The 23,836-nt window shown below is 48.9% G+C and carries 16 protein-coding genes; 14 read left to right on the forward strand and 2 right to left on the reverse strand.

All coding sequences use genetic code 11. The features are described from left to right. Positions 1–241 precede the first annotated feature (241 nt). The 3 genes from CHH60_RS20835 (at position 242) to CHH60_RS20845 (ending at position 7,613) form a co-directional block, all read left to right on the forward strand. Positions 242–4,702 (forward strand): endo-1,4-beta-xylanase, encoded by a 4,461-nt coding sequence (locus CHH60_RS20835; protein WP_095360954.1) that lies wholly within the window; start codon positions 242–244, stop codon positions 4,700–4,702. Between the two features lie 336 nt (positions 4,703–5,038). Next, positions 5,039–5,938, forward strand: coding sequence for a sulfate adenylyltransferase subunit CysD (gene cysD, locus CHH60_RS20840; protein ID WP_095288547.1), 900 nt, complete (start codon positions 5,039–5,041; stop codon positions 5,936–5,938). Position 5,939: 1 nt separating this feature from the next. Continuing rightward, on the forward strand, positions 5,940–7,613 hold the full coding sequence (locus CHH60_RS20845) for a GTP-binding protein (RefSeq protein ID WP_095360955.1): 1,674 nt from the start codon (positions 5,940–5,942) through the stop codon (positions 7,611–7,613). 215 nt (positions 7,614–7,828) lie between these two features. On the opposite strand, the gene CHH60_RS20850 is transcribed toward CHH60_RS20845, so the two are convergent. Next, positions 7,829–8,035, reverse strand: coding sequence for a DUF2536 family protein (locus tag CHH60_RS20850; RefSeq protein ID WP_095360956.1), 207 nt, complete (start codon positions 8,033–8,035; stop codon positions 7,829–7,831). Positions 8,036–8,577: 542 nt separating this feature from the next. Here CHH60_RS20850 and CHH60_RS20855 point away from each other — a divergent pair. Together CHH60_RS20855 and CHH60_RS20860 are read left to right on the forward strand one after the other, a co-directional pair. Further along, the gene (locus CHH60_RS20855) at positions 8,578–9,567 is read left to right on the forward strand and encodes a tRNA dihydrouridine synthase (RefSeq protein WP_095360957.1); all 990 of its coding nucleotides are present in this window, start codon (positions 8,578–8,580) and stop codon (positions 9,565–9,567) included. Positions 9,568–9,739: 172 nt separating this feature from the next. Then, positions 9,740–10,306, forward strand: coding sequence for an SF0329 family protein (locus CHH60_RS20860; RefSeq protein ID WP_095360958.1), 567 nt, complete (start codon positions 9,740–9,742; stop codon positions 10,304–10,306). A gap of 218 nt (positions 10,307–10,524) precedes the next feature. Here the strand turns inward: CHH60_RS20860 and CHH60_RS30555 are convergent, their stop codons facing one another. Next, complete coding sequence (locus CHH60_RS30555; protein ID WP_353057537.1) at positions 10,525–10,605, reverse strand: putative holin-like toxin; 81 nt, start codon at positions 10,603–10,605, stop codon at positions 10,525–10,527. Between the two features lie 233 nt (positions 10,606–10,838). Between CHH60_RS30555 and CHH60_RS20865 the strand changes: the two genes are divergently transcribed. The 9 genes from CHH60_RS20865 to CHH60_RS20905 all read left to right on the forward strand — a co-directional run bounded on the left by CHH60_RS20865 (position 10,839) and on the right by CHH60_RS20905 (position 23,673). Next, a complete protein-coding gene (locus CHH60_RS20865; protein ID WP_095360959.1) occupies positions 10,839–11,999 on the forward strand; it encodes a cobalamin-independent methionine synthase II family protein in 1,161 nt (386 codons plus the stop codon). A gap of 394 nt (positions 12,000–12,393) precedes the next feature. Continuing rightward, entirely contained in the window at positions 12,394–15,765 is a 3,372-nt protein-coding gene (locus tag CHH60_RS20870; RefSeq protein WP_176476151.1) for a HEAT repeat domain-containing protein, read from the forward strand. Between the two features lie 104 nt (positions 15,766–15,869). Next, positions 15,870–16,679, forward strand: coding sequence for an AAA family ATPase (locus CHH60_RS20875; protein ID WP_095360960.1), 810 nt, complete (start codon positions 15,870–15,872; stop codon positions 16,677–16,679). Positions 16,680–16,958: 279 nt separating this feature from the next. Next, on the forward strand, positions 16,959–17,543 hold the full coding sequence (locus tag CHH60_RS20880; RefSeq protein WP_303621386.1) for a TetR/AcrR family transcriptional regulator: 585 nt from the start codon (positions 16,959–16,961) through the stop codon (positions 17,541–17,543). A 38-nt stretch (positions 17,544–17,581) separates the two neighbouring features. Further along, a complete protein-coding gene (locus CHH60_RS20885) occupies positions 17,582–18,871 on the forward strand; it encodes a cytosine permease (RefSeq protein ID WP_095288555.1) in 1,290 nt (429 codons plus the stop codon). A gap of 4 nt (positions 18,872–18,875) precedes the next feature. Next, positions 18,876–19,991 carry a DUF917 domain-containing protein gene (locus tag CHH60_RS20890; RefSeq protein WP_095360962.1) on the forward strand — a complete coding sequence of 372 codons (1,116 nt, stop codon included), beginning with the start codon at positions 18,876–18,878 and terminating at the stop codon, positions 19,989–19,991. Then, on the forward strand, positions 19,988–21,571 hold the full coding sequence (locus CHH60_RS20895; protein ID WP_095360963.1) for a hydantoinase/oxoprolinase N-terminal domain-containing protein: 1,584 nt from the start codon (positions 19,988–19,990) through the stop codon (positions 21,569–21,571). The genes CHH60_RS20890 and CHH60_RS20895 overlap by 4 nt, the downstream gene beginning before the upstream one ends. A gap of 496 nt (positions 21,572–22,067) precedes the next feature. Beyond that, entirely contained in the window at positions 22,068–23,246 is a 1,179-nt protein-coding gene (locus CHH60_RS20900; protein WP_095360964.1) for a DUF4317 domain-containing protein, read from the forward strand. Between the two features lie 34 nt (positions 23,247–23,280). Next, positions 23,281–23,673 (forward strand): hypothetical protein, encoded by a 393-nt coding sequence (locus CHH60_RS20905; protein WP_095360965.1) that lies wholly within the window; start codon positions 23,281–23,283, stop codon positions 23,671–23,673. The last annotated feature ends 163 nt before the right edge of the window (positions 23,674–23,836 follow it).

Genomic DNA, 23,836 nt, shown 5'->3' on the forward strand with positions numbered 1-23,836 from the left:
TTCAGCTTTTATAGCTTCTCGAGTCTATCTGCGTGGCCTGATCAGCGGAAAAAAGAGCATGACCATACCCTTATCAGACTTGATATAGTCCTGAAATAATCTAGGATTCACCTTTAATTTGGAGTAAGAATTCTCTTCCATGAAGTGGTATTATCTGGTGAGAAAGGAGGCTGGTTACAATAAATTATGTAAGCGCTTTACATGGTTTATAAAAAAATTTGGTATGGGGGGAAGGCTTCGAATGAGGAAATCATTTAAGCAGGTCGTTTCCGGGTTACTCGCAGTGGCTCTGATTCTTCCGGGCGGCTTGACGGCTCAGGCAGTAAGTGCAGCAGATCCAGCAGCATCGAATTCACAGATTGTCTATCAGGAGACATTCCAGAATGGTAAGGGCAAAGCAACTCAATCCGGCGGTGCCCAGCTGGAAGCTGTCACAGGCAAGTCGTTTGAGGGCAATGATGATGGAGCAGCGCTAAAAGTCAGTAACCGATCCAATAACTATGATGGCGTGGATATTGCATTCACCGATCTTGGTTTGACCGATGGCCAAGAGTATTCTGTAACCGCTTCCGTTTATGTCGATACTGATGCTAACCCACCTGCAGACGGGAAAGCCGTTCTGGAAATTGTAAGCAATAAGGGCGTTGATGGATCTGAGGCATACACTGGAATTAGCTCTGCTGACTTTATAGCCGGCCAAGGCATTACGCTAAGCGCTGATCTCTCCGTTAACAGTGTGGACAAGACAGCTCTGCGAATCAAGTCTGATGAAGCAGGTAAGGGTGTCTCATTCTATATTGGAGATATCACGATTACCCAGGCAGCAGCACCTGTCGAACCCACGGTAGTCCTTAACCAAAGTTTTGAGGACGGCAGTACTGGTGGTTGGGGCAAGCTGGGTTGGGGGTCGAACGGTGATACTGCGGTCGTTGACGACGTAGCTTCCGAAGGTATGAAGTCTCTGAAGTTCTTCAATCGGGCCGATGAGAAAGCCGTTCCTGCCCTCGTACTTACAGGCAAGATGAAATCCGACCGTAAGTACGATATCTCCCTCAAGGTTAGACTCGGTTCTGGTGAAGGCCAGTTCCATCTGGCTTCCAAGATCGATTCTGAAATCCTAGCGGATGATCAGAAGTATCCTTGGATTATAGGGAATAAAATTGTAACCGCTTCCGATTGGACTTTATTTGAAACTAAAGGCTACGAAGTGCCATCTAAAACGAATGAGGTCATCATCTATGTTGAACCATCAAACAATACGTTAAAATCCGATATTTACATTGATGAAGTCATCATCACCGATGTGACCCCTGGTGAAACCGCACCAGAGATTGTGGATAAAACAGGAATCACTGCAGACTTTGAGAGCGGTCTGGATGGATTCAAAGCACGCAACGGCCGTGAAACAGTAGACCTCTCCCAAGACGATAATCATACACCTAACGGCAAGCAAAGCTTGCGTGTAACGACTACGGCACAATATGATGCAGCGTTGGTTGATGCTACAGGCAAAATGGCGAAGAATCACGAATATGAGCTGTCTGCTTGGGTGAAAATGGCACCAGGCGAAGCGTCTACAACACTTCGTATTAGTGTTCAATACGCGGAGAGTGGCTATGCGAACGTTTCACAAAATGCAACCGTTACAGATCAAGAGTGGGTACACCTAACAGGGAAGTATACACTCACGACGACTCCAAGCGTACTCAATGCGTATATTGAAACGGCAAATGACGATGGTGGGAACCGTACCTTCTTTCTGGATGATTTTGCTCTGAAATATGTGGGTCCTGTAACTGCAGCACCTCCGATTCAAGAAAACCTTCCTGATCTGAAGGAGGTTTACAAGGATCATTTCCTGATCGGTAACATTGTTAATCCGGCGACCTTTGACGAGACCCGGCTCAAGCTGCTGACGAAGCATCACAATGTCGTCACGTTTGAGAATGATATGAAGCCGGATTATGCATACAACACGGACCGACAATTTGATTTCACGGCAGAAGATGCCCTTGTCCAAAGAGTACAGGATGCAGGCCTTGATCTGCACGGTCACGTGCTTGTATGGCATGCACAGTCTCCTACATGGCTGCATACGGCAGAAAACGGCGAACCTTTGAGCCGTGAAGAAGCTCTGACGAACCTGAGAACACATGTTAAAACGGTCGTTGAACATTTTGGTGACCAGGTCATTTCCTGGGACGTTGTCAACGAAGCCATGAACGATAACCCGGCTAATCCGCAAGACTGGAAGAATGCTTTGCGTAATTCCGGCTGGTTACAGGCTATCGGCCCTGACTATCTTGAGCAGGCATTCCTTGCAGCCAAAGAAGTCATTGACGAGAATGGCTGGGATATCAAGCTTTACTACAATGATTACAACGATGACAACCAGAATAAATCTACAGCGATCTACAGCATGGTGAAAGAGATCAATGAGAATTACGCCGCAGATCACCCTGGTGAGAAACTGATTGATGGCATCGGCATGCAAGCCCACTATAATTTGGGCACGAGATTGGACAATGTGAAGATGTCACTCGAACGTTTTATTTCCTTGGGTGTAGAAGTTAGTGTCACCGAATTGGACATTATGGCAGGTACCAACTCTGCAATCACTGAAAAAGAAGCGATGCAGCAGGCTTATTTGTATGCCTCATTGATGGATCTCTATAAGAAGAACAGCGAGCATATTCCGCGTGTGACTTTCTGGGGATTGAATGACAGCACGAGCTGGAGAGCCGAGCAGAATCCAACCTTGTTCGACAAGGATTTTCAAGCCAAAGAGGCGTTCTACGGGGTCGTTGATCCGGAGAAGTACCTGGCAGAACATCCACCCGAAGAGCTTGATTACAAGAAATCAACTGCCCTCTATGGGACACCATCCATTGATGGTTCTGTAGACAGCATATGGAGCAAAGCTCCTGAATTGAAACTGGATACGAAGCAAATGGCGTGGTCCGGCGCGACAGGAACGTCAAGAGTACTGTGGGATGACGACAATCTCTATGTGCTCGTTCAAGTCAGAGACGATCAACTGAACAAGACCAATCCAAATGTATGGGAGCAGGATTCCGTCGAGGTATTTGTCGATGAAAATAACGGCAAAACGTCCAGCTTCCAGGATGATGATGGACAGTACAGAGTGAACTTCGAGAACCTTGCTACCTTTAATCCTGCGGAAATCGCAGCAGGTTTCGAATCCAAAGTCTCTGTTTCCGGTACCAACTACACGGTCGAGATGAAAATTCCATTCAAAAAGGTGAAGCCTGCGAATAATGCCAAGATCGGCTTCGATGCGCAGATTAATGATGCCAAAGACGGAAACAGAATCAGCGTAAACGCATGGAATGATGCATCCGGTCAAGGTTACCAGGATACGTCTGTATTCGGTGAGTTGACGCTCACGGGCAAACCTTCTTCAGGAGGAAACGACGGTGGCGGAAACAACGGTGGAGGCAACAACAGCGGGGGGAACAATGGTGGAAGCAGTGGTGGATCAAATTCCGGGACTACTCCGCAGCCGCAACCACAGCTTCCAGGCAGCGACTCGGCAATTGTGCCAGTAGTTAAAGTCGAAAATGGAACAGCCACAGCAACCATTTCAAGCGACAGCCTGAATAAAGCGATTGAACAGGCTTCCCCAGGTGCAAATGGCAAGAAACAGGTTACCATCGAAGTACCGAAACAGGCGAATGCCCAATCCTATGTGGTGCAGCTGCCAACTTCAAATCTGCAGAGCAATAATAATGTTGAGTTTGTACTTAAGACAGACCATGTAGCACTTCAAATTCCGTCCAACATGCTGTCTAATATTACGGAACAAGCGGACCAAGTCTCTATTCAGATTAGCAAAGTCTTGGCAGATCGCTTGAACGCAGAAGTCCGCGCCAAAGTGGGCAGCCGTCCGTTGATCGACCTTAGCATCAAAGCTGGGGACCGCGTGCTGGCCTGGAATAATCCAGCGGCGCCTGTAACGGTATCTGTACCGTACACACCTGCTGGCCAAGAACTTGCCAATGAACATCAACTGGTGATCCTGAATATTGACAGTCAAGGAAAGGCAGCAGTTGTACCGAACGGACGATACGATGCTAAAACCGGATCGGTTGTGTTCAAGACAACGGAATTCAGCACGTATGCCGTAGCCTACGTAACCAAGTCTTTTGCCGATGTACAGCATGTCCTGTGGGCAAAAGAAGCCATTGAAGCAATGGCAGCACGCGATATTATTAAAGGCATTTCGGATGAGAGCTTCGCTCCTGCAGCTTCCATCACGAGAGCTGACTTTATCACCCTACTGGTGAGAGCCCTTGAATTGAAGGGACCAAGCACGAATACGGCAGCCTTCAGCGATGTACAGCCTACTGCTTATTATGCACAGGCCGTGGCCATTGCCAAGGAGCTGGGGATCGCCTCTGGATTTGAAGACAACACGTTCAAACCAGGCAGCAGCATTTCCCGTCAAGACATGATGGTTCTTACAGTGAAAGCTCTAAAAGCAGCTGGTAAGGCATCTGCCGGCAGCGGGAATCTGGCTCCTTATTCCGATACTGCAAGCATTTCCGCTTACGCGGTGGATAGTGTAACTTCCCTCGTAGAAAGCGGAATCGTTAACGGAAAAGGTGGCAAAATCGCACCAACTGAATCATTGACACGCGCTGAAGCAGCGGTGATTCTGTCCCGGATCTGGAACATGTAAGTGATTGAAAAGGACATTTTGATATAACGAGGCCACTCATAGAAGCTGCTGTCTGTACTTTACAGACGGCAGCTTTTTTCAAATCCCATGGCCCTCTCGATCATGATTGTAATATAGATCGTTAACCAACCGTTTCCATGTGCAGCTCAGAAAAAATCATTCGTTTAGGCGATTGTATGATAGGAGGGAGCCGCTACTCTATGCTGAATATTGTCGATCCAGCACATAGACATCATAAATTTTACTTTTTTCCACTTTGCAATAAAGATGGAATCTGATAGGATAAGTTTATAAATACGATGGTTTTAGTGAGGATTAAAAGGAGGCCGCCTTGCCATGCAAGAACTAACACATCTGGATCAACTTGAGGCTGAAGCGATATACATTATCAGAGAAGTAGCAGCGGAGTGCGAGAAACCGGTCATGTTATATTCCATCGGCAAGGACAGCTCGGTCATGCTGCACTTGGCCCTAAAGGCTTTCTACCCGGAGAAGCCGCCGTTCCCATTCATGCATATCGATACAACCTGGAAGTTTAAGGAAATGATCGAGTTCCGCGACCGAAAGGCGAAGGAATTTGGTATCGAGATGATCGTTCACTCTAATGAAGAGGCTATTCAACAAGGAATTAACCCCTTCGACCATGGTTCCGCATATACCGACATTATGAAAACCACAGCCCTGAAACAGGGATTGGACAAATACGGATTCACGGTTGCGTTCGGTGGCGGAAGACGTGATGAGGAGAAGTCGCGTGCGAAGGAGCGGATTTTCTCGTTCCGGAACAAGAACCACTCGTGGGACCCGAAGAACCAACGTCCGGAGATGTGGAAGCTATTCAACACGCGAATCAACAAGGGAGAGAGCATTCGAGTCTTTCCGCTGTCCAACTGGACTGAGAAGGATATCTGGCAATACATTCGTCGGGAGAACATCGATATCGTTCCGCTGTACTCCGCGGACGTAAGACCGATCGTTAATCGTGACGGGCATATCATCATGGTGGATGACGAGCGGATGAAGCTTGAGCCTGGCGAGAAGATAGAAATGAAGAAGATTCGCTTCCGCACGTTGGGTTGTTACCCGCTAACGGGCGGAGTCGAGTCCGATGCCGTTACGCTGGATGAGATCATTGAGGAGACATTGGGTGCGTTATCCTCCGAACGGACCAGTCGGGTTATCGATCAAGAAGCAGCGGGAAGCATGGAACGACGCAAACGGGAGGGCTATTTCTAACATGAAGAGTCTACTAAAATTCATTACCTGCGGAAGTGTGGATGATGGCAAGTCCACGCTGATCGGACATATGCTCTATGAAGCCAAGCTGCTGTTCGCCGATCAAGAACGCGCGCTTGAGCTCGATAGTCGATTGGGAAGCCGAGGCGGCAAGATCGACTACTCGTTGCTCCTCGATGGTTTGCTGGCCGAACGCGAACAAGGGATTACCATTGATGTGGCATATCGTTATTTTACGACGTCTCATCGTTCCTTCATCGTGGCGGACACACCGGGACACGAAGAGTATACGCGCAACATGGCTGTAGGTGCTTCTTTTGCCGATCTAGCCATCATTCTGGTGGACGCTACCAAAGGCATCATTACCCAGACCAAACGCCATGCCCGGATCTGCGCCCTGATGGGGATCAAACATCTCGTATTGGCTGTGAACAAGATGGATCTGGTTGGCTTCGATCAAGGGACATTCGAGGCGATTAAGGAAGAGTTCATCCAAACGACGGCCGAATTCCAAATCAAGAGCATTCAGGTCATTCCCGTGTCCGCTACGGAAGGGGACAACATCACAACCCAGTCGCCGAATGCTCCTTGGTACGAAGGGTTAGCTTTATTGCCGTATTTGGAAAATATAGATGTTCATACTACCGATGATACGAAGCCTTTCATGATGCCGGTTCAGCGTGTAAGCAGACCGGACCATACGTTCCGTGGGTTCCAGGGCCAGATCGAGGCTGGGAAGATTTCGGTCGGAGACGAACTCATGACTCTGCCAAGTCGGGAGAAAGCAAAGGTTAAGCGGATTTTGGTGACGGACCAAGTTCAGGATTCGGCTTATGCTGGCCAACCGGTTACGATACAACTGGACCGTGAAGTTGATGTCTCGCGGGGCTGCGTGCTCACGACGGACAATCAAGTCCAAGAAGCTGACAGCTTCTCTTCTACGATCCTGTGGATGGACGATTCCGTCCTGACTCCGGGCAAGCATTATTGGGTTAAGGTCGGAACGAAGACTCTTCCAGGCACTGTAACGGCGATTACCCATAAAATTGACATTAACACGGGACATACTGTTCCGGCGGATCAAATTGTTAAGAACGAATTGGCCAAGTGTGAATTCACGCTGTCGGATCAGATCGTTTTCGATTCCTTTGAACACAATAAGAGCATCGGAGGTTTCATCCTCATTGATCGTGTCACCAACATGACGTCCGCTTGCGGAGTCATCGATCAGGCGCTGAAGGGAGACAGCCGATTTGCCACGCTGGATACGGGGATCACGAGAGAGGTGCGCGCCCAGCAGAAAGGACAATCTCCGCTCACGGTCTGGTTTGCTGGCTCGGATACGGTAGCTCTCGCCAAGGAAGTGGAGAAGCGACTAGTGTCATCCGGTTACCATACGATGCTGCTTGAGAGCGTCAGTGGAGAAACGCTCCGCGGTACGGCGGAGATGGCAAAGGTGTTGAACGACGCCGGTCTGATCTCACTGGTATCCCATGAGTCTATCAGTGCGGGCGAACTTGAGACAGCCAGAGAGATCATTGGGGGCAAAGGATTCATCGAAGTTAACGCGGATGAGATCGGCGGAATTTCCACCCAGGATGCCGCGAAATCTGTGGTTAAACGAGTCGTGCAATCCATTATCGATCACAGTCCTTCGAATAACTACGACATTTAATAAGCATGTCAGATACAGCGGTTGCCGATCAGGCAGCCGCTTGTTTGCTTAAGATTAATGAGCAGTTAAAAATCTTGGGAATTCTTATGTAAGAGTCGGTGTAAAAAATATAAAGCACAAGTTTGAAAAAAGTATGATCATGAAACAAAGCAAAAACCGGATTGAGCATAGATCAATCCGGTTTTTGCTGTTTCCATCAAATTACCTATACTCCATCAAACAACGGCAAAATGCACAACGGCACTATATAACATCTTGTTGCGAAGCGGGTCGAACGTCACTTGATGCTGAACCTGCTTCACTCGCAGCATAAGCGCTTTGTTGATTCCGATTCGGTCTTCAATCGTACGTTCCAGTTCTTTGAAGTCATAAGCCTGCAGGCATTCGACTTTGTCTTTGATCATATCCAATGAAATTTCCATGTTTGATTCAGGCCACCTTCATGTCACGATTTGCAGGTACAAAAGCCTGCCGAGCTTTAATTGTAGAGGAGCTCGTTCGGTTCGGCAAGAGCGGATAGCGAGAATCATTAGAACGAAGGTGCCGGTTTGATTTCTATGCTGGGAAGACAAAGTGGGCAGGTGATTTAGGCTTCAAAGACATGACGAATAATCTCGTGCTGTAAATCAGCTTGAGACGTGATAAAATTAGAGAAAGGACAAGTGGAGAAGGGGAAACCAGATCCAAGTTACATTGGGTAAATAGCCAAGAGGGGCATCGCCCCTCTTTTTTATGCGAATCCATGAAAAACATTGCGTCTGTTCAGGTTAAAAGTTATTCGTTTGGACGCGGCATTAACAGATAATGCTGTTTGAACTACGTTGCGGTAACATGGTATAAGTGAAGATGGTGTAATTGAAGAAGAAGCAGTAACATTCGTACTAAATGGATGAACTAGGGAATGATCAGATATTTACATTCTCGGGGCCATGTTGGTCCCGGTATATATAGAGGAGTTTTTAAGATGAAAGACAATTTTTGGCGTGAATTGCCACGACCATTTTTTATATTGGCACCGATGGAAGATGTAACAGATGTTGTGTTTCGCCATGTTGTGAGTGCAGCGGCCAGACCGGATGTGTTTTTTACGGAGTTTGCGAATACGGAGAGTTACTGTCACCCGGAGGGGAATAAAAGTGTACGTGGGCGTTTGACGTTTACAGAGGATGAACAGCCCATGGTAGCTCATATCTGGGGAGATAAGCCGGAATTCTTCCGGGAAATGAGTATCGGTATGGCAAAAGAAGGCTTTAAAGGCATCGACATCAACATGGGTTGTCCTGTAGCCAATGTGGCGGAGAATGGGAAGGGCAGCGGGCTGATCTGTCGTCCCGAAACGGCTGCAGAAATTATCCAGGCTGCAAAAGCCGGGGGACTGCCGGTAAGTGTAAAAACAAGACTTGGTTTCACTGAAGTAGATGAGTGGCGCGACTGGTTGACCCATATTTTGAAACAAGACATTGTGAATCTCTCGATTCATCTGCGCACAAGAGAAGAAATGAGCAAGGTAGATGCTCACTGGGAACTGATTCCGGAAATTAAAAAGCTTCGTGATGAGGTAGCACCCAATACGCTGCTGACCATTAATGGAGATATTCCTGATCGTCAGACCGGGTTGAAGCTCGCTGAGCAATATGGCGTGGATGGCATTATGATTGGGCGTGGTATCTTCCAGAACCCGTTCGCTTTTGAGAAAGAGCCGAAGGAACACACTAGTGAAGAATTGCTTGGTCTGCTGCGACTTCATCTGGATCTCTATGATCAATATTCCGCACAGGTGCCGCGTTCGTTCAGCCCACTTGCACGCTTCTTCAAAATCTATGTACGTGGATTCCGCGGGGCAAGTGAACTCAGAAACAGCTTGATGAACGCCAAATCCACAAAGGAAGTGCGCACGCTGCTAGATGAGTTTGGAAGCAAGAATCATGATGAGGTTGAGGTACAAGGAAATTAAGATGCAGTAGGTTGGCGTAACAACAGACTTACCTTCGGGAAAACATGGCCGGCTTGGCTGTGTTTTTTCTTTTGAAGACCACATCATAGAGGTTAAGCACAGGTTATTGTATGATGGATTGTAGAGAAGCCACCTAAAAGTTGGTTATGAATATTGAACAAGGGAGAAATCAATGTCCTGGAGTAAATTGAAGCAAAATCTAGAGAGTTTCCTCTGTCCAGCGTTAGTAGGAAGAGTAGAATACCGGTCAACCAGCTATCGCTATTCATCTGATCGACCAGGAAACTGTTACCTTGCCGTAGATAAGAAGAACATACTCAATATGAGTGACACAACAACCCCGATTCGGTGGTACCAAACGGAGCAGGAGATCAAGAACGATCCGAATATTGATATTCCTGTAAATAACGAAGAGATTGAAGCGATTCGAAAAGAGAGCAAGGGAATTCCGGAGGATCGCCTGCACGTCATTGCAAGAAGCAGAAAAATCTCTGTTCTGGCCAAAGAGCTTATGTCAGCACAGTCATCACTAAGCAAATCCAATTTTACGGTTGCAGCGACTACGTTTTTATCAAGACCGATAGAGGAAAGTCTGGAGAGTCAGGATATTTTGCTGAACATTCTGGCTTTGGTAGACAGACGCGTTGGCAAAAAGCGGATTTTGAACATGTCCGAGAAGATCAAGTTAAAGCACCCAGCCGTGCAGTATTTTTATGAAATTCGGCGTAGGACGTTGTGAATTAGTTGAGATTTAAATGGTTATCGTTTTTATTCTACGCTTGTTAAGCCTTGAATTGAATTCCTCATTTGTCATGTTATAATAAGGGCATGAACAGCTTATAATGCAAAGAGAGCCGTGCGACAACACGACTCTCGGAGCAATAGCCGCTTTTAAGGGCGGTGGGCTTAACAAGAGGATATACGTCAAGTAGACCGCAACCTTTGCTCGGGGGCGGTCTACTTGTGTTTATTGGACAGCAGCGCTACAATCAGCGAACCGAAGGTAAGCATCAGCATAATCGCTTCAAACACTGTCACAAGGCATCACCTCCCTTCCGGGAGATTAGCCGACCGCCCATATCAGCCTTTCTATTACTATCCGATTATACCATAATCTTCATTTCTCTCGATAGGCAATCAAAGTAAACAAGTAGCAAAAGATAATTGGTTTTGCTATAGCTTTTAACTATAACTAGTTATCTTCTTTTGGTTATTCTTCTAACTCCTTTCCGCGTGCTATGATAGCCCTATACAACGAGGGGGTTATTTACATGACTGATAAGTTCCAGATCGTAGGAAGTTTGTTGCGGCCCGAAGAGCTGCTGACATATAAAACGCAAATTGAGCATCGTGATGATATCCAATATCCATTCTATGAAAATTTTGAGGGATATGCCGAGTGTGAGACTGCAGCCGTGAAAGAGGTTGTGCAAAAGGAAATCGAGCATAACCTGTCGGTTGTTACAGATGGCGAGTTTTCCAAGTCGATGTGGCATCTGGACTTTGTCTGGGGCTTTGACGGAGTTGAACGTTATATCGCGGACCACGGTTACTTTTTCCGGGATGTGGATGGAACATCCAAATATGAAACTCGCAAAGATATCGGATTGCGCATTAAGGGTGAACTGAGCGGGAAGAACCACCACTTCATTCAACTGTTCAAACAGCTGCAGGATACGGCAGGCGATCAGCAAACAAAACTTTGCGTACCGTCACCTTCCCATATCTTCGGTGAGCTGTCCTGGTCGGATAACATCGGCGGTACGGATGCTGTATATCAGAACAAACAGGAGCTCAAAGCGGGTCTTGAGAAGGCATATAAAGAATTCGTAGCGGAATTCGCTGCGGCTGGCGGCAAAATTCTGCAATTCGATGACTGCCTCTGGGAGCTGTTTGCAGACGACAACCCGAACTCTCCGTTTACCGGCGAGCACATTGATCAAGAGGAAGTAAAGGGTCTCGCTGCTGAATTTATTGATATTAACAATAACGTAATTGACTTCGGTCATAGCCTGGGCTTGAAAATGTGGACACATAACTGCCGCGGTAACTACGATTCCCGCAACATGGGTGGTGGATCTTATGCGAAGATCGCCAACCTGTTCCTGAAACAGTTGAAATATGACCGTTTCTTCCTGGAGTGGGATGATGATCGTGCAGGTTCAATCGAAGCGCTGGAAGTGTTCAAGGACAGACCGGAAACGGAAATTGTTCTCGGACTGCTGTCTTCCAAAACAAGTACACTCGATGATGAAGCACGCGTCATCCGTCTGCTTGACGAAGCATCCAAAATCATTGATAAGGATCGTCTGCTGCTCTCCCATCAATGCGGCTTTGCTTCCTGCGATGGTGGTAACGAGCTGAGCGAAGCTCAGCAATGGGCGAAGATCGACCAAGGTCAACGCATTGCGAAGCAGTACTGGAATAACTAAGAACCACGGGGGAATTAACGATACTTCATCGTAGTCTCTAAAATTCAAATACGCATCATCTGAGCTTGAAGAGATGACTCAAGGGGCCAAAATTGCCTCGTGAGTCATCTCTTTTTTGTGTGCATCATTTTTCCTGATCAAACGCAGAAGCCCCGAAAAAGGACCTGAATATGGCTTGTATCTAGCTTAGCTTTTATCAATCATTGATCATTCCGAGACAGACAATTGCTGTGCATTAACTTCATCTGAAATGTGGGATTAAAAAGGAGAAGTCCATGCGGATCAAGAAGTTATATTATTCCAGGAATACCCTGTGAAGTATGGTTGTGGAGATGGTTTGATCGCTTATAAGTGTTCATTAGCGTTTATTAGAAGCATGAGGGGAGAGAAAATGATGACAGATAACCATGATCTGATAAATAGAGAACAATTGCTTACAGCGCTGGACTCGCTGGGGTATTCGGACAGAATGAAGCGGATGGCACTTCTAGGACGCGATCATATAGGAGATGCGAATTATTCCGCACTGCTTGTATCCTTGCTCGAAAGTGGCACCGCCTATGAGGCACATCTGGCCTTGACGGGTGCGGGTGTAGTGAATGATGCTCGTGCGGTTATACTGGCACTGCAGCATCACAAGGCAGGAGTTAGGGGCCGGGCGGCTGGACTATTGCCAGAAGTGGTGACTGCCCCGGACTTTTCGATCGAAACTGAAATTGCTCTAATGTCATACCACTGCCGCCGTCAATTGCTGAGGAGCATCTTGAATACACATCGTCAGGATTGGGCAGAGCGGCTGCTGCCGATCGTGCTTAACCGCTGGGGAGCACAAGAAGCGGCCTTGCTACTGGCTGTGTGCAGCGAAGAGACGGTACGCAGTAGGCTGCCAGAGCTGGGATATGCATTACAGAATTGGCGGCTCTTAACGAAGTACCACCCTGATCTGGTCGCAGCGTATTTTAAGAATGCTTTGCAGCATGCAACGCACCGGGAGAAGACCCATGTATGGTGGACGCTCTCCTCCGCGATTGAAATATTGAGTTTTTCAAGACCGGCGATCGTGCTGGAATGTGCGCTTACGCTTGGGCCGACCGATACGATTCATCCTGTACTCAAGCAGCAGCTGGGAATTCTGATTCAGGCCAGCGCAGAGGATGTATTCGAACTGCTGACACGTGAGGAGACAAGGGAATATCTTCTGAATCATGGCGTACCGGCAGGTGTTTTGAAAAAAAGAAAATGGTTCACCACAGCCCAGTGGACCACACTGGGTTCATTACTCGCAGATCAGCCTGTGCATCTGGCCAGGGTACTGGATACCCTTGCGCCGTCACATCGCGAAGCGCTCTTTGATGAAGTTTATCCAGAAGATGAACGGAAGACGCGCATTTTCCCTACGCTGCTGCTGGATGTACTGCCACACCAGCTGCGTGACAAGGAAGCTGCCCGTATGCTGGAACTGCGTGACATTCGTGATGATCGGGACGCCATGCTCGAAACGACGGCACGCCGTGTCATTGATCATGCACGGGAGAAGCTGGAACAAGCCGTTCAGGTGTCTAATAGCGATGAGCGTGCAGCAGCCTATGCCCACCTCGTTCGAAGCACAGCACTTTCCCGGCGTGGTATGGATGAGACGCTTCGTTTCCTGACCCGAATCAAGAACGATCAGGATCCGGTACGCTTTATGGTCATGGCTCAGCTCTCCAACTGTCCGGCTCCCATGTTCAAGGAAGAGCATATTGACGATCTGACGGTACTGGTTGATAGCGTGATTGAAGCCAGAGACACGTCTTATGGGACAAGGTCCGCAGTGGAGAGACTGGCTTTTGCCATACTGCGTGAACATGCACTAGAGCCGAAAGGCGACCTGTTCAAGTTTGCTCTGAGAACGTTCGGAAGATTGACGATGCGTGACGGACAGTTTGCATTGTACTCGATGGAGTGGGATAGCATACCGAGTTCTGCACTGGAAGCGTTATTCGATGAGGTCTATGCATTTGCTGTAGAAGCGAACAAGCGCGAAAACACGAGCGTGATTCTGCGCATGGCAGACTTGTTCGGAAAAGCCGTAGAGCGGTTGCCGAAGCTCCAGCTTCTGCTGGAAGAACTGCTGCAGGCCAAAACGGTGTCTCCACAGGCAGTCCATTACTGGCTGGCACCCTATAAAACCCGGGATGCAAGGGTTAGAGAATTGCTGGACAGAGACCCATCCTTCATCTCATTCCATGACGTATTCCTGCATCTGCATCTGAAGCGTCAGGAGTGGCTGGACCCGTTTATCTCGGGGGAAATCATCAAAGGCAAGCATTTATCGGGAAAAACAATTTATGTTGTGCCTGCGCATAACGGGTTTCATCGGTGGCTGCCGCGCCAGCAAAAGGCATTTGCTTCCCTGCTGGAACGGGTGGCGCTCGATGCCAAACGAAGCTTCCATGAACGTGCATCCGCGATGCGCAGCTTGGCCAGCTTGCCCGATTATTGCTCTGATCAACTTGAAGTTTTACTGCATGACGAGGAAGTGCATGTTGTGGAGGCGGCTCTGTATGCGTACTCGTTATGGGAAGAGCCCGAGAAGGCACTGCCTGTATTGCTAAATAATTTGGATGGAGACCGGGCCCGGGTTGCCATGTACTCGATTCCAAGATGCATGCGCAGGGTCAGTCCGGTGACGTTGGCGTCCACGCTGTCCGAACTGCTCCATCGGGAGAAATTAAAGATCACGGTCAGAAAAGAGGCCATCCGGCTGCTTGGAGCTTATAAAAGCGAGGAGAGCATGGGGCTTCTCATCCGTGAATACGAGAAACCGAATGTGCACAAGGACGTGATGATCGCCATAGGCCATGCGGCCAGACAATGGTTGGATGACGAACGCAGCTGGGCCATGCTGAGTGCCATGGCTGCTTCCCCGCAGCGTGACATCGCAAGAAGCCTGCTTAACCAGTATGCTGGCGGCATTCCCGTAGAAGCCCGGCCAAGGTATTTGCAATTGATTATCGAGATCGCCGGACATGCCGATCCCGTTGTGGCGAGAGAGGCTTTCCGGGCGATGAACCTGTGGGTGGATGGAAGTGAAGAGAAGGTGGCAGCTTCGGCGAGCAAAACGATTCTGGATCTGGAGGACAATGCCAGGTGGAAGGCAGCGATGGATACGCTCATTGCGGCTTGTCGTGAAGGAAAGGTGAATGATCAGGTCATTGGCGTAAGCACACAATTGGCGGGCACGGAGACAAGAGCCGAATGGAATGCTGCTTCGGAGAGAGACCTCCCGGAACGGCAGCGACTGGTCGCGTTGATAGACAAGCTAATCTCATTGCCCCCACAAGCGAAGCGGGGACTCGTTCCTTTATATACAGGCATGATTGCTGCTCTTCAATCCCAAGAAACCCTGAAACCAGCCGTGATCAAGTTACATTTGGCATTTGTGGAATGGAACGAGGTGAATCAGGCCGCCCTGCAATTGGATCCTGTGATTCAAATGGTGGACAAGCATTCGTATCTATTGGATGTGGCCTACAGGCAGATTAATCGTGCAGCTAATGCCAGTGAGGCGTATTGGAAACCGGAGGCGATTCTGGATCTGGTGGACCAACTGAGAGGCCAGCAGCGAATTGCTGCCCAGTATCTTGGGCTTTCTCTGTTGAAGATTGCGGGAACCGCATTACGGTGGAATCAGGCTTGTGCCGAACGTTTGAGAGCATACCGGAATCATGAGCATGAGGCCATTCGTATGACAGCATTGGATATCTGGACGGTGCTTGAATAGAAAAGTGGTCCGGGACGGATGGTTATATGGATAGATTATTAATAATGAATATCATAAATTAAAATAAATTGAGGCTAATCATTTTCCAGGAGGGGAGCGAGACAGTGCTGCATATAAGTAACTTCAAACTCTCTTCTGCCATTTCCAGCAACCCGAATATCTACCCGGATCATGTGTTTAGGCACATGGCGGGGGAGGTGCTGCTGTTTGACCGAATCACGGTACTCTACGGTAGTAATGGCTCCGGCAAATCTACCTTGCTGAATCTGATCGCGAACAAATTGGGAATGGCGGGCGCTGAGCGAATGTCCACTTATGGACACAGCATCTATGTTCAGCGGTTTATCGAGGGAAGCAGCTATCAACTCGGGCAGGATGAACAGGAGCGTCCCGTATATAAGCTGCCCGAGGGGAGCCGGTACATCAAGTCAGAGGATCTGCTATATGAAATCAAGAAAATCCAGCAGGAAAGCGTGCTTCGCGAAGGACTGCTTCATGAGCAATTCGTACAGGGAAAGAGCAAGGCAGAGGTAGAAGAGCTGGAACAGTCGTATGCATTTGAGAAAAAGATGGATATCATTCGCTTCTCGCAGGAGAAGTATTCGAATGGGGAAAGCTCGATGCAGTTTTTTGAGGAGCATTTGCTTCCTAGGCAGCTGTATTTATTGGATGAACCGGAAACGTCGCTGTCTCCCGCGAATCAAATCAAGCTGGCTGAACAGATGAACGATCTGGCGCGTTACTTCGATAGTCAATTCATTATTGCCACGCATTCTCCCTTTGTTCTGGGCACGCTTCATGCGAAGATCTACAATCTTGATGCCAGCATGCTGCAGACGGCAGAGTGGTATGAACTGGACAATGTACGATTCTTTTACGAATTTTTTCATAAGCATCAACGGCTGTTTGAATGAAGTGGGTTTAAAATTCTAATAAGAGGTATTCCTGAGTCAGGGTACCTCTTTTTGCTGTACATTTTATCAGGTTAGATCCATATGGAACTCTTATGCATTCTTCTGCAATCTACTAATTCATTCCAGCCCAAATCTGTGAGGATATTGTCCCACTTGAATTTTGGCCGTATAACATTGAAATAAAAAGCTGACATAGCAATTAATTGCATTGATTTTTATGCAGATAATTGTATAATCTACTTAATTAACGTTAATTAGAATGGAGAAAAGGGGATGACCATGACCACCAGAACGAAGCTGAAGGAAGCCGCGCTGAGATTATTTGGGCAGAAGGGCTACGATGGGACGGCATTATCAGAAATTGCGAAGGAGGTCGGAGTCAAAACACCGGCAATCTACGCCTTTTTTGAGAGCAAGGAAGATCTGTTCATGACGGTCTTTGAAGAATCGATGAGCGCCTACAACGAATATATCCAAGCGATGGCGGAAACCAGCAAAGGGATGAATACGGAGAAAAAACTGCATGCGCTGCTGCTTCGCCAATACGATTTTCACCGAAACAAAACAGAGCTTGCCGTGTTTGCCTTCCGGTATTTGATTTTCCCGCCGGATTTCCTATTGGAAAGAATGCAGGAGGCATTCGGGCGTTTCGATACATTGCTGAGCAGCATTATTGGCGAGATCATGCAGGAAGGTCTGGATCGCGGCGATTTGGCTGCCGTTCCGATGGAGACGCTGGTGGATTCGTTCCTCACCTTGATGGACGGGCTGGGCATGCAATATTACTACTATAAATCGCCGGAGCTGTTCGAACGGAAACTGAAACATGCCTTTGAGATGTTCTGGAGATCCGTCGCAGCTTAGGCAATCAACAAGATTGTACAGAAAGCAGAGGGTGGAACATGAGCAACGATACGAAAATAGAAGATTACGAACGGGAACCCGTTCCTCAGCATTTACGAAAATCATGGCTTTCGATGGCATTTGTCTGGATTGCGATCGGAATTGATCTATCTGCCATGTTTCTGGGAGCGCAGCTCGGCGCAGGCATGAGCATTGGTGATTCACTTACTGCAGTCATCGTTGGTTCGGTCATTTTGGGTATTATTGGGGCGTTGTGCGCCTATGTTGGGGCCAAAACAGGCTTGTCCACGGCCATGATTAGCCGGTTTCTGTTCGGGAACAAAGGAGCACTCATTGTCTCCGTCATTCTCGGAATTTCATCGCTGGGCTGGTTCGGCGTACAGGTCGGCTTCTTCGCTTCCAACTTCCAGACGGCGTTAAGCGAGTTGTGGGGTTGGCACTGGTCACTCTGGGTACTGTCGATGATTGGCGGACTGCTCATGATGTCTACGGCGATCTGGGGCTATCGGGCCATTGAGAAATTAAGTGTTTGGTCGGTACCGCTGCTCGTCGTTTTTATTATTTTCGCGCTGGTCTTGGCGCTGAACGGCGAAGGCGGAAGCACGGTCTGGTCACCGTTCGAGGGTGAGGCAGTGCCGATGGGAACGGCGATCTCGCTGGTCATCGGAATCTTTATCCTTGGGACAGCACTGTCCCCTGACATTGCTCGTTGGGCCAAGACACCCAAGCATGCGATTACGGCAGCCTTTGTCGGTTTCTTTGTCGGCAACAGCTTCATGACGATCATTGCCATCTTCTTGTCACGGTCGATGGATTCCGACGATCTGACGGGTATTTTCCTGACGCTCGGACTCGGTATTCCGGCCATTATCGTGCTGACACTGGCACAGTGGACAACCAACACGAACAATTTGTATTCCGCAGGATTGGGTTTCTCCGTCGTATTCAAACGAGTGCCCAAATCCGTCATTACGATCATTGCAGGTTTGATTGCGACAGCACTCGCTTGCTTCGGCATTTATGACCGTTTCATGACGTTCCTCACATATATCACGATGCTTGTTGCACCGCTGGGCGGTATATATACGGCAGAGTATTTGCTGGTGAACAAAAACAGATTCTCGTTTGAAGGGCTGGACAGTAACCGGAGCTGGATTCCTCGCTCCATCGTGGTATGGGTCCTTGCCACATTCTTCGGATTCATGACAACGATGGCTCCGGACGGGCTTGGTTGGTTCCAGGTGACGCAGGTTCCGGCGCTGGACAGCTTCTTGATGGCATTTATCGTACAAGCCATCATAGGCAAATGGGTAGCAAAGAAGGGATGAAAGCATGAACAAGGCAGCAAGATTAACTACACTTGATGAACAGGCTATTGAATATATTGCAATCGGTGCAGCGGTGCTGGGCACAGGCGGTGGGGGCGACCCTCATGTCGGTAAACTAATTGCCATGGAGGCCATTCGCAAGCATGGTCCGGTCCAAATCGTACAGCTTGAAGAACTGGATGATGAAGGACTTGTCGTACCGGTATCGATGATTGGTGCACCAACAGTGATGCTGGAGAAAATCCCTTCGGCAGAACAGCTGACCAAGCCGCTGGATCTGATGGAAAGAGAGCTTGGCCGCAAAGTGGATGCTGTCATGCCGATCGAGGTCGGTGGCGGCAACTCACTCGTTCCGGTCATTGCGGCGGCGCAGCGCGGAATTCCGATTGTGGATGCCGATGCAATGGGGCGTGCGTTTCCCGAATCGCAGATGGTTACGTTCCATCTGGAAGGCATCCCGTGCAGTCCGGTAGCGATGGCGGACGAGCGCGGCAATAGCGCGTTGATGCATACGATTGATGGCGTATGGGAAGAGCGCATGGCGCGTGCGCTGACAGTAGAGATGGGTGGTTCTGCTTCCATCTGCGATTATCCGGTATCTGGAGCGCAGGCGAAGCAGAGCGCCATTGGGGGTACGCTAACGCTCGCTTACGAGATCGGGCGGACGCTGTTCGAAGCGAAGCAGGAGAAGCTGAATCCTGTGCATGAACTGCTCACGAAGCTGAATGGACATGCCCTGTTTCATGGCAAGGCCGTGGATATCCGCCGCCGTATGGATGGCGGTTTTACACGCGGCGAAGCGGTATTTGAAGGAACCGGGGAGAACAAGGGAAAGACGATGCGGCTGTTTTTCCAAAATGAGTTCCTGCTCGCTACCGTTGATGAGCAACCACTCGCCATTACGCCTGACCTGATCACGCTTTTAGATCAAGATACAGGTATGCCGGTAACGACAGAAAATCTGAAGTATGGTGCCCGGGTTACGGTAGCAGGCTTGCCATGCGATGACAAATGGCGCACACCAAAAGGCATCGAGACGGCGGGGCCGCGATACTTCGGATATGATTTCGACTATGTGCCGATTGAGACGTTGGTTTTGAAAGGAGGTGCGGCGCAATGACCAAGGGTACGATGACTGAACCAAACACAAACCAGGTTTACCGTATCGGTATTGATGTGGGTGGAACGAATACGGACGCTGCCCTGCTCGATTCCAACTTACACTGCGTGCACAAGGTCAAGGTCCATACGACTGTTGACGTGAACGAAGGCATTGTAGAGGCTGTTCGCCGTCTGCTGCAGGAGAGCGGTGTGAATGGCGCGGACATTCGCTACGCGATGCTTGGCACCACGCACTGCACGAATGCCATCGTGGAACGCAAGCATCTCGGCCGGGTTGGCCTGATTCGTATTGGTGCTCCGGCAACGACAGCCGTTCCCCCGCTTGCTGGCTGGGACGAATCGCTGCGCGCGGCGGTTGGGCCGCATAGCTATATTGCCTCTGGCGGTTATGAGTATGATGGCCGCAAGATCGCAAGTCTGGATGAAGCTGAGATTGCTGAACTGGCCAACCGGATGAAGGGTGAGGTTGACGCTGTAGCAGTGTGTGGGGTCTTTGCCCCGGTGAACCGCGACCAAGAAAAGCGGGTTGGCGAGATCATCCGCGAGGTGCTGGGTGCTGACATGCCAGTTACCTATTCCAGTGAGATTGGCAGCATCGGACTCCTTGAGCGGGAGAATGCATCTGTGCTAAACGCGGCGCTGCTGCAAGTCATTGCTGGTGTCGTGCGCGGCTTTGAAGAAGCGCTGAACGGCTTCGGCATCCATGCGCAGCTGTACATTTGCCAGAATGACGGCACGTTGATGAAGAGCGAATATGCACTCCGTTATCCGATTCTGACGATTGCCTGCGGACCGACGAATTCCATTCGGGGTGCTGCTCACTTGTCCGGGTTGACGGATGCGCTGGTCGTTGACATTGGCGGTACAACAACGGATATTGGTGTGCTTGTGCAAGGTTTCCCGCGCCAGTCCTCGGCTGCAGTGGATATCGGAGGTATTCGTACGAATTTCCGGATGCCAGACATTTTATCCATTGGTCTCGGCGGCGGTACCATTGTCCGGTTGGATGACGCTGGCGGCGTAACGGTTGGCCCCGACAGCGTTGGCTATGAGCTGACGAAACGGGCCCGCATCTTCGGCGGTGATACGCTGACAACGACGGACGTAGCGGTGAAGCTGGGCCGGGCCGTATGGCCGGGCACCAACGCGGATGCGGTGGACGAAGCCGTATGCCTTAAAGTGGATGCAGTCATGCAGCAGAGCCTGGAGGACGCCATTGACCGGATGAAAACGAGTGCGGATCCAGTCGATGTCATTCTGGTTGGCGGCGGCAGCCTGCTGGTGCCGGAGACACTCGCTGGGGCGAGCCGAATCATCCGGCCAGACAACTATGATGCGGCGAACGCGATCGGGGCTGCGCTGGGAGAGGTTAGCGGCGAGTCGGAGCGCATTTACTCACTGGACGACTGGAAATATGACGACGTCATGCAGGATGCCAAGGAGAGCGCCGTAAACGAGGCAACGGCAGCTGGAGCGAACCCGGAGACGGTTCAGATTGTGTCCGTCGAGGACATTCCGATTGCCTATTTGCCAGGCAACGCACTGCTAGTGAAAGTGAAAGCGGCGGGTAAGCTGTAATACCATAAACGATTTGCCTTCTATGCTCGAAAGCATTATCTGCTGCATGAGAAGCGTGCCAGAAAGAACCAGAAGGCATTCATCTAACGCTTCCTGGCGCGGAATGATGCATAACAGAATAATATGAATATGAACTGGTGGTACGGATCAAACTCCGTATCACCTTTTTATTTGAAAGGATAGTTTTCCTGGTGAGATAGGATTAAGAGATGTAGGCAAACTGCCATATCCATATTCAAGTCGATAGCCTTCTTTTTTTGATATCACCGTAATGCTGCAGGTTCGGGAAAAGGAAAATAAGCACAATGAAGTAAGATGTTTAATTCAAGGAAATGCCCTCGACTCGGGTATCTAAATATGCCACAATAGAGGATCAGGTGCACGGGAGAATGGACCCGCAGGCACAGTAATGCAAGCAGCAAATCGCTAACAAAATAACGCTCAATAATTTATACTAAATAAGCCAGAATATATCGAAGGAGCTGCCGAGTCCGCTATGAACAAAAAAGAAGTTGCCAACATCCGCAAGCAATTCAAGATGGATCACGATCTACTGAATATTTACGATATCCTCAATGTCTATATTACGAAGGAAACGAATGAAGTCTACCACTGGGAGCGCCATCCCTTTGAACTGGTGGACCGGGAGAAGCAGGAGTTATACATGGGGAATTTCAAAAAACTGCTGACCGGCGAACTGGATCAAAAATTGTTCGAATTGAAGTTTCAGGAAGAAGCAGAAGAGCCTGCGCAGGTACTGCTTCATCAAGCACTCGTAACGGGTGATCCGGAAGAATGGCAGGACATGATGCTGCTGCTCGTGGACCGAATGCTGGCGGATGCCAAGTATGAGCGGGACATGGTGGTCACATTTGTTCGGGGACAGTATTATTTGCCGACCAAGGCGAGAAACGATGATGCGGAAGAGAGTGAGAAGAACGAGGTGTTTGCCCATCCGTTTATCTTATGCAGTGTGAACTCCACGGAGAAACAGCGGAAAACTCTCTTGTTCGATTATGTGGAGCGGGAGTTCAAGTACAATATCATTGTCGATCCGATTATCAAGTTAAGCACGCCGGAGCAAGGATTCCTGTACCCTAGCGTGACAGACAATTATTCCGATGTGAATCGGATTTTGTACTGTACAGGAAAATCGAATTTCCCGGATCCGCATTTTGTCGAACAGGTATTGAATGGAGAAAGATCCGTGACGGCACTGGAAGAGCGAGCGATCTTCGAAGATATCGTCAAGGAAGTGGCTGGGGAAGAGCTCGATTCAGCTACCATTGCTCAGGTGTACGAAGAGATTAACCGGGTGATTGAAATCAACGAAGAGACGAAGGAGGAAGAGCCTCCGAAGCTGGATTACAAAGATCTGGAGCGTGTACTGAACGCGAGCGGCGTGGAGGATGTGACCACCGAGAAGGTGGAACGAGCATTCGAAACGATCGTGGACAATAAAAACTATGAGATGAAAGCAACCAGCGTTATGCCGAAGTTCACTTCCAAGTCCATCAAGATCGAAACCAAGGTCGCTACAATTTCGGTTAGCCCGCAGGATTTGAGATACGTCAAGCAGGTGAATTTCCAAGGGAAACGCTGCATCATGATTGAAGTGGATGAAGATGTCGCGATTGAAGGCTTTATGCTGGCGTCAGAGACCCTTATCCAATAAAAAAAGTACTAACGCAGGCAGGAGATGACTAACGATGAACAGACTGCTTATGATCCTGATTGCGGCCGCAACGATGTTGACGGCTTGCCAATCGAACCAGACGGATGCCGGAAACCCCTCGGGCAGCAACGAACCATCCGCACAGGCCGAAACGGCGCAGCCAAATAACGAACCAACCGAAGAAAGTACAAGCCAGAGCGAGTGGTCTTCGCTTCCCGAATATGACACGATTATTCGAGAAGTTGATTCCCAGGATTATACCTTTCGAACGGTAACCGATAATGAAAATGAACGGATTCTCATACTCACGAACCAAGGTGGTGAGGAGAAATATAAGACCATTTTTATCAAAAACACAAGTCGTCTTAAAATCATTGATGTTGATGGAGGCGGACAGCTCTTCAACGATGTTTTGGAAGATAGTTAGAAAATGGAACAGACCGCTATCCCATAATAGGATGGCGGTCCATTGGTTTATTGGTTTCGAGGAAACGTTCTCTGAATCAGGAATTGTAAGCACAGAAGTAGAGAACATATAAGTAAGAGCCCTTTCGTATTTTCGGAAGGGTTATTTTGCTTGAACCTCGTGT

Origin of the sequence: Paenibacillus sp. 7523-1 (genome assembly GCF_002276415.1) — a bacterium.
Classification (GTDB): Bacteria; Bacillota; Bacilli; order Paenibacillales; family Paenibacillaceae; genus Paenibacillus; species Paenibacillus illinoisensis_A.